A 13,549-nucleotide genomic window follows, 5' to 3' on the forward strand; every position below is an offset into this window, starting at 1 on the left:
CAGGTCTCGATAGGACTCGCAGTAGTCATCGATAAATTTGACGGTAGGTTGAGCAGCTCGGGGTGTCACCATGAGTACGGTTTGACCAACTTGGGCCGATAGCTACTCCTATTTTATACTGCTAGAGTCATTAAAGAGCGCTATGCTGCCCTATATAGGCACTCCTGCATGGGGGAACGTACTCCCCTCAGCTAAACCAGCAACAACATCTGCTCCTTTAGAGTCTTTCATTGCTCAAGCAGCACCTCTACCTAATACCCCACTACCGTCAGACCAAGACTTAACTCCCCGAGATACCGAATCATTCCCCGAGATAGAACCTATCCCCACTGAACCACAGCCAGAGGAACTGCTACCCAACATAGATCCCCCCCTCATCCCAACTGCCCCTCTTCCAGATGATGCTGAAAGGCTCTGTGTCAGAGATTTTCAGGTATTAGACAGCACTGTTTTCTCAGACGAGGAACTATCCAAAGCCATTACAGCTACCTTAACAGAGAATCCGACTGTTCCAGCAGTGGGTGCTTCCATCGATTGTCCGACCGGACGTCAGCTTACCTTTGCCCAAATAGTACTGGCCCGCAACGCCGTTACTAGCCTATATATAGAAAATGACTATGTTACGTCTGGAGCCATCATCCCAGCTGATACCTCTTTTATTAATGGTATTGTCACCCTACAGGCCATTGAAGGTCGATTGGAAAATATTCAGGTCAATGGAAACCGTCGCCTGCGAGCTGGCTACATTAGCAGCCGATTAGGCATCGCGGCAAAAGCTCCTCTTAATCGGGAAAAACTACTGCAAGGGTTACAGCTGTTACAGCTAAATCCTCTCATTGAAACTATTCGCGCAGACCTTCAGGCTGGGACCATCCCAGGCACCAACCTGCTGGTAGTAGAGGTGGTTGAAGCGGATAGTTTTGATGTCACTCTAGATCTGAATAATAATCGTTCTCCTAGTGTTGGCAGCTTGCGACGAGGACTGAGTATACAAGAGGATAATTTATTGGGGTTGGGAGATGCTGTCTCTCTTGGCTATGTCAATACAAATGGTAGTGACGAATTTAACGGTAGCTATACCCTGCCTATCAGCCCCCATAACACCACTCTCACGGCATCGGCGATAATTGCCCATAACGAGGTAATCGAGGACCCGTTTGAGGTGTTCGATATTAGCTCTGACTCTAGTAACTACAGCCTTTCCTTTAAACATCCTCTAGTACAAACTCCCAAACATCAGTTTGACTTGGGGCTCAGCCTATCCCGGCAATTTAGCCAAACTGAACTGGGCTTTGGTGATATTGGGCCCTTCCCATTGGTGACAGGTGCAGATAGTGAGGGACGCACGATAACCTCGGTGCTTAGCTTTTCCCAAGACTGGACCCAGCGCAATACCAAACACGTGATTTCGTTGCGATCGCAATTCAATCTAGGCCTCGGCAGCTTTCTCGACGGCACGACCAATAACGATCCAGACCTCCCCGACAACTCTTTTATCTCCTGGCAAGGGCAAGCCCAATGGATACGACGACTGGAAAATAATGCCCTCTTTTTACTACGGGGCGGTGTCCAACTGGCTAGTGACGATTTGTTCTCAGCAGAACAATTTGGCATCGGCGGACAGGCTACAGTCCGAGGCTATCGCCAGGAAGAGCTCCTAACCGATAATGGGTTTCAAGCCTCTGCAGAAGCAAGATTTCCCATCCTGCGTATTGCCAAACTTGATGGTACTTTACAGGTTGCCCCGTTTATGGATTTTGGTCACGGTTGGAATATCAACGGTCTGAACCCTGATCCCAATACCTTACTGAGCATTGGCACAGGGCTTCTCTGGCAACAGCCCAACCTCGACGCCCGCCTCGATTGGGGCATTCCATTGATATCAGCATCAGACAGTGATGACAATAGTTTGCAGGAAAGTGGCATTTATTTTTCAGTCAGGTATTCCTTTTTTTAGATTGTTTATAGAGCGTTCCGGGGTGGTGGCAATGGTCAAATTGCGATATGTACTGATTTGTTGTCTGGCTATATTCCTAATGTTTTTAGGAACTGGGCGTGTCACTGCCCAGTTGCCCGAGGTGACGGAGCCGACAGTAGTCATCAGCTGTGCGATTCCCAGCCAGGTTTCCTTATCCCAAGCTCAAAAGCTCTATGAGTCTGGTTGCTATGACGCTGCTGCCAAAGTGCTCAATAGGATCATTCAGCAACAAAACAATAGCCTCACCCAAGCAATTGCGTTGAGTAATCTTTCCTTAACTTATCAACAGCTTGGTAATTGGGACGATGCTACTACGGCTATTGACACTGCATTTGAACTTATTCCAGCCGTTACCTCTGGCAAACGGACTACACTCCAAGCCCAAGCACTCGATGTACGGGGACAATTGCAATTAGCCAGGGGAGAATCATCTGCAGCAGCCTCCAGCTGGCAACAGGCGGCTCAGCTATATACCCAGCTAGGTGAAACGAATCGAGCAGCCCTGAGTCAGCTCAAACAAGCCCAGGCTTTACAGACTATAGGGCTGTTTCAACAGGTACAGGTCATTTTGTTGGATGTGGAAAAATCCTTGCGCAATCAGCCAGATTCGGACGTCAAGGCAACAGTACTCCGCCAGTTGGCAGATATCTTGTGGACTACAGGCAAAGTAAATATTACGCTTATCAACTCAGCAGAAAACGATCAAAGGCCTACAACACAGGCGTTATGTGACAAGGTACAGTATTTGTTTAATCAGAGTGAATTCATTGGCGAAGCCTTAAACAGAACAGACCTTACGGCGGCAGTCGCATTAAGTAAAGGTAACTGTTATCGCTACCAATTTTTGGGTGAAATTAGTAAGTCTAAAATCGATCACACTGCAGCCTACCGCTATTTATCAGACAGTCTAAATGCATATCAGCAGGTAACCACAAATAGTGGTCACAGCCTATTGGCTGTACAGGCGCGTCTTAACCAGTTCAACTTACAAGTAGATCCTGATTTTAGGGGATGGTTTGCTGATGCTCCAGTCACCGCAAATGAGCAAAGACAACAGCTCGAAAGAAAGAATTTGCCCGTCATCTTACAATCCTTATATCGCAGGATAAAAGAGCAGCTTAACAGTCTACCATTAGGGCGGCAAGCTGTTTATGCTCGGGTAAATCTGGCCCAGAGTCTAATGAATTGGAAACAGATTCGGACATCTGCTGTGGATTGGTCAGAGGTGCAGCTGCTATTAGATGAGGCAGAAGACCAGGCTCGTCAACTAGATGACCAGAGATCCCTATCCTATGTATTAGGCCACCAGGCTAAACTCTATGAGTTAGCTGGGCAGACAACCATGGCCAGGGAGCTTACTCGCCAAGCCCTAAACCAAGCACAATCTATTCGGGCTCAAGATATTAGTTACCAGTGGCAGTATCAGCTCGGTCACCTTCTAAAAGAGCATGGTAATAGAGAAGCTGCGATCGCAGCCTACACAGAAGCCTTTGAAACACTACAAAAGCTGCGTACCGATCTGATTATCGCCAATGCCGATCAGCGGTTTTACTTTCGGGACAACATTGAGCCGATTTATCGAGAGTTGATTGCCCTATTGCTAGCACCCTCCTCAGAAAGTAAGGGTAGTAATATTGCAGAGCAAGTATCTCAAAAAGAGTTAAACCTCGTGCGACAGGTAATGGACTCTCTACAGGTAGCTGAACTAGAAAACTTTTTCCAGGCAGCCTGTGTTGATACAAAGACTGAATTGGGTGAAACACTGCAGCCGGGAAATGCGGGCATTTATCCCATTGTTCTAGAAGATCGTTTAGAAATCTTGCTACAGCTACCAGCTGACAACAGTATCAATCCACAAAAAGCTGAGGCTCAGCCTATCCTGAGACGGTTCTCTTCCCCAGTGGCTAAGCATACGATTGAAGACACTGTGAAGCGAGTTCAAATCCCACTAGATGCCTATGCCAGGGGTGCCATTGGTCGACTTCGCACTAATAGTAGGGAGCTATATGATGATCTCTTCTTAGCTAAGGAAGTGGGTAGTCAATTAGAGAATGCACCAACCCTGGCTGAGGCCTTAGAAACGGCCATGCAGGGCACTCAAAATCCAACGCTAATCTTTGTCCTAGACGGTCCTTTGCAAGCAATTCCCATGGGGGTTTTGTATGACGGCCAGCAATATTTACTTGAAAAATATGCGATCGCACTTAATCTTGGCATTGAAGTCAGAGAATCTGATCCTTTACCCAAGGGGGCAGACCTGCGTGTACTCGCTGCTGGTATTGCCAACCCTCCCAACTGGCCTGCTTTACCCAACGTAACCGATGAGCTCGCAACAATTGACAACAGTAAGGCCTCAGCCAAGCTCTTACAAGAAGAAGAGTTTACCCAATCCAAGTTCAATCAACAGCTCAACAATGCCAACTATCAAATCGTCCACCTGGCCACCCATGGAACCTTTTCCTCCAATCGTGAACAGACATTTATCGTAGCTCAGGATGGCAAAATTCCCATCGATCAACTGAGCGAGTGGTTCCGCAATACCCAAGCAATTCAAAACCCCATTGAGCTGATTATTTTTAGCGCCTGTAGAACTGCCACCGGAGATGATCGAGCTGTCCTAGGTCTGGCAGGAGCGACCGTCCAGTCCGGAGCTCGTAGCGCCATTGCTACCCTCTGGAGCGTAGATGACAAAGCCAGTGTCACATTTGCCCGCTCATTTTATCAGCATCTAGAGCAGCCGCATACAAGCCGTGCCGTTGCCTTACAACAAGCACAGCGTGATATGAAACGTATTTATAAGAGTAGAAACAAATTTTGGGCTCCCTATGTGCTGATCGGCAGCTGGCGTTAGTTGGCTACTCGGTTACAGGGACAGCGACAGGTACGACAAATGAAGTCACAGAGGCCTCAAACACTGCATCGTTGAGTTCAACATATTCCAGCACTGCAGACCACTCATCTGGATATTGTTCTTGGTTAACTGCCAACTGGGCCACCATGTCATACCAGATACCGGCCTCTAACATGCCTTCCTCTAAATAGTCCTCTATATCTGATGAGGAAAATTCAGTATCCGAGGCAAGAGAAATTAAACCACTGACTGACTGCAAACTACTGGATGACTCAGGGGTATTACACCGCAGCGTCACCGTCCATTCATACACTGTATCGGGTTGTAAACCTCTAAATTGAGTCGTTTCAGACTGTGTATCCTCTATCGGGGTGTCTGTTATCTGAATGGTCACCACCCCAGCAGTCTCTGGAAGCTCGAGTGCAAAAGGCTCGGCCACATATTCAGATGTTTCAACATTGGAAATGGAGAACTCCAAATTAGCCTGATTATCTGCTCTAGTAAAGGGGACATAGAGACTAAAACTAGGATAGGCATCCAAAGTCTTACCTTCTACCAAAATCTCTTGTTCACCCAAGTCAGGATCAACCTCAGTTGTCCATGGCGCAAACGCAACCAACGCATTAGGGCGCAATGCTGTTGTTTCATCCACAGTCCCAGAAGGAACGCTAGCCATACTGGACTCAACCACGTCAGAGATAGGAATTTCACAAAAATCACGGGAGCCTCCTCCCCGGCGAGTCCCTGTTGCGCTTTTCAACTCTTGACCAGGTTGAAAAATTTCTCTGAACCGATCTAAAATTCCTGCTTGAGCAGGTAATACCGCTGCCAATGTCCATGACATACTCAGCCCTGCCAGGCATAGAGCATTAAGTATCCGACTCTGTGGTGTGTGTTGCCAAGACTGCCTATTCATTCAAATTTTCCCGGTAAGAAAGTGATTGAAATCTAATTAACAGGCTGTGACAACCCTGCTCGTTCTTTAATTACAATTGATGCTTCAGACTTTCCGCAAACGATAGTTGCAAAAAATTATGATGCCCCCGGTTAGGAGCAGGGTTGCGATCGCAGGCACCATAGGCAGTAGCCCGGCATAGCTAAACATCATTCTCCAGCTAATCGTGTAAATGAGCAAAATACCCCCACTGGTCGCTAAGGCAAATGGCAACGGGCGATAAAACCCCCACACAATAAAGCCACCGACTACTGACCAACTAAAAATCCAGAGAAATTCTCCCCCCATAGGCAGCCACCAGATTAGAGGGCGGCCATCCAACGCAGCACTAATGAGCTGACTGGCCATCTGCCCATGGAGCATAACGCCAGACATCTCATTAAAGGGAGTATTCCAAGAATCAGTATTATTGTCTGAGAGATCGGTATAGCCAATAAGGACAATGCGATCTCGAACTTGCTCAGGCTCAAATTTGCCTGCCAACACATCTTTAAATGTCACCACAGGGGCAAACTTTTGAGGTTCACCATCCACTACCCGAAAGTTCAAGAGCGTTTGATAACCTGCCAACTTTGCCGAGTCAAAATATAATCCTCCAGCTCGCCCTCCGGCTCTCAGCTGCGGAACAGTCACTTGATTTACCTTCATCCCATTCGGTTGAACCTGGATCATTCCATCCTGCTCATATAGGGGCGATGTATAGGAGCTGCCCTGTTTTTCTAAATAACGCCTTGCTAGAACGAGGCTAAATGCTGACTGCACATCACAGTATTCAGCATCAGCTGCCTTAACCAAATAATGACGTCGCGTTGTGAAGTTACCATCATCTAGCACATCATTAAAACCAATGCGGTTCCGATAGTCCTCACGGGATACTTCGCTAATAGGCAGATAACCACCTAAATCAGAATTAACCACCTCCCCTGCAGCAGCCAATGCCTCTCCTTCACCCGATGTGGCCTTACAGATACCAATCAAGTTATTTGAAGTCTCTAGCCGTTTCGCAAGTTCGGGGAGTTCAGGATCAGTCGGAAAATCCCGATAAAAGTCGAGGCCGATCAACCTTGGATTATGGGATTCTAATTCTTCTAAAGCTTCTAGCAATGCTTGGTCTGGGATACTACCAATCCCAGGTTTATACTTGCCCTCGATCGTTTTATCACGTAAATCTCTCCCACTCGCTTGATCAACCTTCACAATCAGAAAACGATTGTCTTGGGATTCATTAGAGCGCTGCCTAAGCAAATGTCCATAAGCCAACATTTCTGCTGGTTGAAACAGTTCCAATATGCGAGCCAAAGCAACAATCAGGGTAGTTGCTGCCCCAATCCCAATAACAGACAAGGGATGAATTCGTCGTAATGGCAGCTCACGACTGGCCTGAATATACTGACGCTGCAATTCTGTAGGTTGAGGTCTCTGTTCCTGGGCTTGGTTGAACCAAGCCTCTGCAGAGGCTAACGTACGCCCTCGCAATAAAAAGCTATCATCTTGATTTTTCTGTTCCCACTCCTCTGCTTTAATCAATAGCAGTGTGTGCTCACGCACATATTGAGGATTACTCTCAAGAGAACGATAGAGTTGACCAAAGTTACTTAAAAAGTCTCCATCTTGTCGTCTAAAGTCAAAGACAGAAACATCTTTCAGGCGCTCAGGCAATTCAATTGTGTGGCTTTCATCATAAAGAACAATTAGAATACGCTTGTTTAGACTTAATGAATAGTCAACTATTTGGGTACATTTTTTTGAAGTCACTGCATCAGGAGACAAAACAAAGATAATATTTTCAGATGCGGTAATTCCTGCGTTAATTTCTTCTTCATAGTCATATTCTGCCACTAGGCTCTCTTGTTCAAACCAAGTAGACTGCCCATGTACCTGTAGGGTCTCATTTAACTTTCTAGCAAAATCAACATCTGCTGCTGCTGCTGCAATGAAGACATTCAAAGTTGTATCAGGTGATTGCTGCAAACTAACATCCACAAACTTCTCTTGTAGCTGAACTGGAGCATACAGCTCTCGCTGTTGGGCAATTTCTAGCCAAGTTGAATAGTAGTTGAGACTATGGCGTTTTAATAAAATACTAGGATTCTTCTCTTGTCGCTCCCATTTCAGCGCCTTCACCAAAAGCTCCTTATGCTCTCTATGGTAAGGCTCATCTTTTTTAAGAATCTGTAACAGTTGACTTTCATCTATGAAATAGTCTCTTTTTTCAGTATTTTCAGTCAGCTCCATCAGTTCTATATACTGTATCCCTCGAATCTCCCGTGGAATTTTGGCCGCATTGGTAGGGCGAACTAGGACAGGAATAATCCGTTTATTCAGTGATAGAGCATAGTTCAATTCATCTCGACAAAAATGAGACTCTATCGCATCAGGCGAAATCAGATAAATTAAATTATCAGCTTCCTCAATACCACGATATGTGGCACTCAGGAAATCCTCACCTGTCACAACATCGGTACGATTGGTCCATACAGTGATGGCATGCTGCAGGAGGCTACGGCGAATTTGTTGTGCTACTTCCTCATCTTCCGCTGCCGAAGAAAGAAAGACTTGACACATTAAATTCTGTGCATTTTTAATGCTCTGACAAATATATTCACTGTGCAAACCAGAAGGGTAACAAGAGACTAATTCATTTTTACTTAACAGCCAATCTGTTGCTGATTGACAAGCTTTACCTGTCAACAAATACCGTGTTTGATTCTGATAATCCATCCAGGTCAGAGCTTGATCGAGCAGTTTTGTATGCTGATGAACATAAGCAGCTTCAGTCTTCAGCAACCCTATTAAGCCTTGGATTGCTTGTTCAAAGTCAGTTTTCTCTTCTTGGAAGAAAGCCCAGTTAAGCTTACTAATAGCAGGACGCATATTCGGATAAATTGAGTGCCGCCCCTCAGCTTTATACTGTTGCCAATCGTCATCTGCCCCCTGAGGATGCCTTTGCTGCCATATTTCCCGTGAAATTTCTTCCACATGGATCAAGGGAATAATTCGCTTATTGAACTGGAGTGCCTTCTCAAGCTCTAAGGCACAATATTCAGAATTAATCGCATAGGGAGAAACAACAAAAAGAAAATTATGGGCCTTAGGCACACTATTATCGATGTACTTTTGGAAATCGATCGCTAACGGAATATCGTTTAGATCTAACCAAACACTAAATCCTGCTTCAACAAGACGTTTCTCTAACTTGATGGCGAATTCCTTGCTGTCAGCACGTCCATAGGAGATGAATACGTCCTTAAAGCTTGTCATACTCTGCAACCCATAGATGAACCTTCCCATAGTATCTAGAGTATCGATGATTGCTTCTATATTTTTATATGTGACATCGTTAATCTCTGGAAGGGAGCTAATTTGAAATTTTGAAATATTTTGATGCCTCACCTCAAGCAAGAGGCGTTCTATGGAATGCCTGTGTGTCGATGGCGATCGCCATCGACACACAGGTGAAAACCCTGGGTTGGGCTTAGTCAGGATTGAAAGTATATGGTGCAAGCAATACTTTCAATCGAGGCGTCACTCCTAGCTGTTTGATTCACACTTTATGAAGTATTAATCCTTTAAAACCTGCTTTCGTTGATTTTGTTCCAAGAAATAGATTGATCCCACCGATTAGCCAACCGATCTGTGTATCTTGAGAGTGCATCTACTCAAGCTTGTGTGGTTACATCAATGAACTTTACTTAGTACAAATACATCTGGGTATTTATGGAGCACCGTTGCTGCTCCAAACTATGATTTCATCTGTTCAGTCTAGGCTAATTGCATGTCTTTCAGATCGATTCATCCTTTAAATTAGCAACGGCTATGGGTCAGTGTGCTGAGCTAACAGTCTAGGGATCTCAGAGTGTTTTTTTAATGGGATCGCAGCTCGAATCGGGTCAACAGTCAAACTTTTTAGATATTTTTTGATTAAGTTTTTGACTATTTTTTGTTTTTAATAGTTGTTTTCTATTGATTTTTGACATTGTCATGACAGCCACCCCAAACAGCCTCTCAATTATTATTCCGGTGTATAACGGTGGAGAGAATTTTCAGAAATGTCTAGCTAGTCTCAAGTCGACCCTACAACCTGACGATGAAGTGATTGTTGTATCTGATGGTGAGACAGATGGCTCTTGGCGTATCGCCAAAACATTTGGCGCTAAAGTGGTTCGACTAAAGATTTCTGGGGGCCCTGCCCGTGCTAGAAATACAGGTGCCACAATGGCTACAGGTGATATCCTACTATTTCTGGATGCAGATGTGACTGTTCACCCAAATACTTTAGACCTGATCCGACAGCGTTTTCAAGAGTCATCAGAACTAGCAGCCCTGATTGGTTCCTATGACGACAGGCCAGAGGCAGACAACTTTTTATCTCAGTATAAAAATTTATTCCATCACTATACACATCAGGTCTCTTCAGAAACTGCTTTTACCTTTTGGGGTGCTTGTGGTGCCATTCGTCGTTCAGTGTTTGAGGCTGTCAATGGCTTTGATGAAGGCTACCATAAGCCCTGTATCGAAGATATTGAGCTTGGCTACCGTCTTAAGCAAGCCCACTACTCGATTGCTCTCTGTAAAGACATTCAGGTTAAACACTTAAAGCGATGGGATATATTTTCTCTCCTCAAGACTGAGTTTTTTTACAGAGCCTTGCCTTGGACAAAGTTAATTTTGTGCGATCGCAGCTCAAACCATGACCTCAACCTGAGCTCCACCAACCAACTTAGCGTCATCCTCATCTTCGCCCTGATCAGCAGCAGTGCAGCCACTCGCTTCACGCCCTGGCTATCCATAGCCACACTTTGCTTAGGACTCAGTTTGTTACTGATTAACCTTGATGTGTATCGCTTCTTTTACAACAAACGAGGGCTACTATTTAGCCTGAGGGCAATTCCCTGGCACTGGTTATATTTTCTCTATGGGGGGCTCGCTTTCATCATCGGCACCATTAGCCATTGTCTAGATTATTTATATGCCTCAAAGCCAGTCACGCAAAAGTTGTCTGAATCTAGCTAAGACAGCATAGGAGCAAACCATCCAGCACTTGCCATCGCCCATGACTCTCGTGCTCAAAGTGGTTTAAGTCAAGCGCCCCAGACCTAAACTCAGAAAAAAGCTCCCATCTGATAGCATTCAGCAGATTGCTATCAGATGGGAGGACTTCATCATCACTTCAATCACAAGATCTACTAGCGAGGTCTAGTCATCCCGTTTAAGTGAGGCCCTTTTTAGTCAGGCAGCTCAGTCTCTTACAGCGAATGAGAACACCACTCGCTGAGTAACTTTTAGCTAGCCAGGGAAGAAACCGCTATCGCCACAGGAGTTGCCTCATCTGAGGCTAGATCAAGGGGGAAATTATGGGCGTTACGCTCATGCATCACTTCCATACCCAAATTGGCCCGGTTAATGACATCGGCCCAGGTGCTGATGACACGCCCCTGGGAATCAAGGATGCTCTGATTAAAGTTAAATCCATTGAGATTGAAGGCCATGGTGCTGATACCCAAAGCCGTAAACCAAATGCCGATGACTGGCCAAGCCGCCATGAAAAAATGAAGAGAGCGACTATTAGCATCTACACCTAAGAGAATCTCATTAGTGCGTCCGACTAAGCGACCAAAGTAACCATGGGCGGCCACAATATTGTAAGTCTCTTCTTCTTGCCCAAATTTATAGCCATAGTTCTGAGACTCGATTTCAGTGGTTTCTCTCACCAAGGAAGAAGTTACCAGAGAACCATGCATGGAACTGATCAGCGCTCCGCCAAATACACCTGCTACCCCCATCATATGAAATGGATGCATCAGAATATTGTGTTCTGCCTGGAACACCAGCATGAAGTTAAAGGTACCGGAAATACCCAAGGGCATGCCATCGGAAAAACTCCCCTGACCAATGGGATAAATCAAAAACACTGCAGTAGCCGCAGCCACTGGAGCAGAATAGGCGACACAAATCCAGGGGCGCATACCCAGACGATAGGATAGTTCCCACTCACGCCCCATATAAGCAAAAATGCCAATGAGAAAATGAAAGATGACCAGTTGGTAAGGCCCCCCATTGTATAACCACTCATCAAGGGAAGCGGCTTCCCAAATGGGATAGAAGTGTAAACCAATCGCATTGGAAGAGGGCACTACAGCCCCAGAAATAATGTTGTTGCCCAACAGTAATGAACCCGCTACAGGCTCACGAATACCGTCAATGTCAACGGGAGGGGCTGCAATGAATGCCAGCACAAAGCAGGCTGTGGCCGCCAAGAGGGTGGGAATCATTAAAACACCAAACCATCCCACGTAAAGACGATTTTCTGTACTGGTTATCCAGTTACAAAACTGCTGCCACGGACCGACCTGGTCCCGTCTCTGCAAAGTTGTTGTCATAAGTCTGACGAAAAGACGACAGGGTTAAGTTGCATTAACTAACCAAATAGTTAAACTAACTTGTTAGTTAATTTAAAGGCGCTGACTAAATCTGTCAATAACTTTTTAACTAGTTAGTTAGTTTAGGTCTTGAAAACCTGTCGATATGCCTTGGAGAGGCGTTGTATCCTATAGGTAAGAATCCTCTATCTGCGGAGCCTGTAGTGAAGTCGTCAGCCAAATCAAAGCGCTCATCGGCAAAGCGGCAAAGCCGTGACCCGGAAGCCACCAAAGCAAAAATTTTAGATGCGGCTGAAGAGGAATTTGCACGCCATGGGCTAGCGGGGGCACGAACAGAGCCCATCGCTGCCAATATCGGTGTTACCAAGGCAATGATTCACTACTATTTTGGTACGAAGGAAGAATTGTACCAGGCAGTGTTAGAGCGCTATGCGGCTACTTTTTTGGTCGCTGTTGAAACCTTAAATCTAGAGAATCTATCGCCACCGGATGTCTTGAGGACATTTCTGCGGGCGGCTGTCGCCCATGAAGTTGACCACCCTTATCAGGGTAAGGTGCTGCTCCATGAGGCCATGAGTAATGAAGGTAAGTATTTCAAGCTAACGGGTTGGGAAGTCCCTATTAACTTGGGGGTGAGTTTTTTGCAGAAAGGGGTGGATGAGGGCTATTTTCGCCCCCTGGACCCCTGGTTGACGATGATTCATATCATGGGTACAGTGACGTTTTACTTTAATGCGGAGAACAATCTGAGAAATTTGGTGCCAGCAAGTGAATGGCTAGCACCACAGGCGGTAGAAGCCTACGCAGAGTCTGCGATCGCATTTATTCTAGCCGGTGTGCTGAAGCACCCTCAGACCGACGGGTAGCCCCCGGCTATGATATCAATGGCTTTAGGGTAATCTGAGATCTAACTTCATGAGGTGGATTTCATGACGGCTAGCGACAAAGTAGAAGTTGCGATCGCAATTATCCATCAAAACGATCAATTTCTCATGCAGCTACGGGACGATTTTCCCAATATTCTATTTCCTGGTCATTGGGGATTTTTTGGTGGACATCTAGAACCTGGTGAAGACCCAGAGACAGGGGTAAGAAGAGAACTCTATGAAGAGATTTGCTACACCCCCACAACAATCACATTATTTGAGCGTAACGAAGACAAGCACGTCATTCGTTATTTCTATCAGACCGAGTTAACGGTACCAATTACAACCCTGGAACTGAATGAAGGCCAAGATATAGGCCTATGCGGTATTGCAGACATACAGCGCGGCTATAAATATTCCTCCAAAGTCGGCGAAGATCGTCCCCTCGGTACCCCCCATCAGCAGGCCTTACTGGCATTTATTGCTCGGCAAGATGATCTCACGTAAGCAGCGATAGGC

The 13,549-nt window shown here is 45.8% G+C and carries 8 protein-coding genes; 5 read left to right on the top strand and 3 right to left on the bottom strand.

Annotated elements, in window-relative coordinates:
- Positions 1–142 precede the first annotated feature (142 nt).
- Both N836_RS54495 and N836_RS54500 read left to right on the top strand, forming a co-directional pair.
- Entirely contained in the window at positions 143–1,957 is a 1,815-nt protein-coding gene (locus N836_RS54495; RefSeq protein WP_023073281.1) for a ShlB/FhaC/HecB family hemolysin secretion/activation protein, read from the top strand.
- 79 nt (positions 1,958–2,036) lie between these two features.
- On the top strand, positions 2,037–4,829 hold the full coding sequence (locus tag N836_RS54500; protein ID WP_031292919.1) for a CHAT domain-containing protein: 2,793 nt from the start codon (positions 2,037–2,039) through the stop codon (positions 4,827–4,829).
- A 4-nt stretch (positions 4,830–4,833) separates the two neighbouring features.
- Here N836_RS54500 and N836_RS54505 read toward each other — a convergent pair whose 3' ends face one another.
- On the bottom strand, positions 4,834–5,745 hold the full coding sequence (locus N836_RS54505) for a DUF928 domain-containing protein (RefSeq protein WP_081716881.1): 912 nt from the start codon (positions 5,743–5,745) through the stop codon (positions 4,834–4,836).
- A gap of 84 nt (positions 5,746–5,829) precedes the next feature.
- Positions 5,830–9,045 (bottom strand): TIR domain-containing protein, encoded by a 3,216-nt coding sequence (locus N836_RS54510; protein ID WP_023073284.1) that lies wholly within the window; start codon positions 9,043–9,045, stop codon positions 5,830–5,832.
- Between the two features lie 720 nt (positions 9,046–9,765).
- Between N836_RS54510 and N836_RS54515 the strand changes: the two genes are divergently transcribed.
- On the top strand, positions 9,766–10,797 hold the full coding sequence (locus N836_RS54515; RefSeq protein WP_023073285.1) for a glycosyltransferase: 1,032 nt from the start codon (positions 9,766–9,768) through the stop codon (positions 10,795–10,797).
- A 269-nt stretch (positions 10,798–11,066) separates the two neighbouring features.
- Here the strand turns inward: N836_RS54515 and psbA are convergent, their stop codons facing one another.
- Positions 11,067–12,164, bottom strand: a complete 1,098-nt coding sequence (psbA, locus tag N836_RS54520; RefSeq protein WP_023073286.1) for a photosystem II q(b) protein — start codon at positions 12,162–12,164, stop codon at positions 11,067–11,069.
- Between the two features lie 203 nt (positions 12,165–12,367).
- Between psbA and N836_RS54525 the strand changes: the two genes are divergently transcribed.
- Complete coding sequence (locus tag N836_RS54525) at positions 12,368–13,030, top strand: TetR/AcrR family transcriptional regulator (RefSeq protein WP_023073287.1); 663 nt, start codon at positions 12,368–12,370, stop codon at positions 13,028–13,030.
- A gap of 63 nt (positions 13,031–13,093) precedes the next feature.
- Entirely contained in the window at positions 13,094–13,537 is a 444-nt protein-coding gene (locus tag N836_RS54530) for an NUDIX hydrolase (protein WP_023073288.1), read from the top strand.
- Positions 13,538–13,549 lie beyond the last annotated feature (12 nt).

The organism is Leptolyngbya sp. Heron Island J, from assembly GCF_000482245.1.
GTDB lineage: Bacteria > Cyanobacteriota > Cyanobacteriia > Phormidesmidales > Phormidesmidaceae > Leptothoe.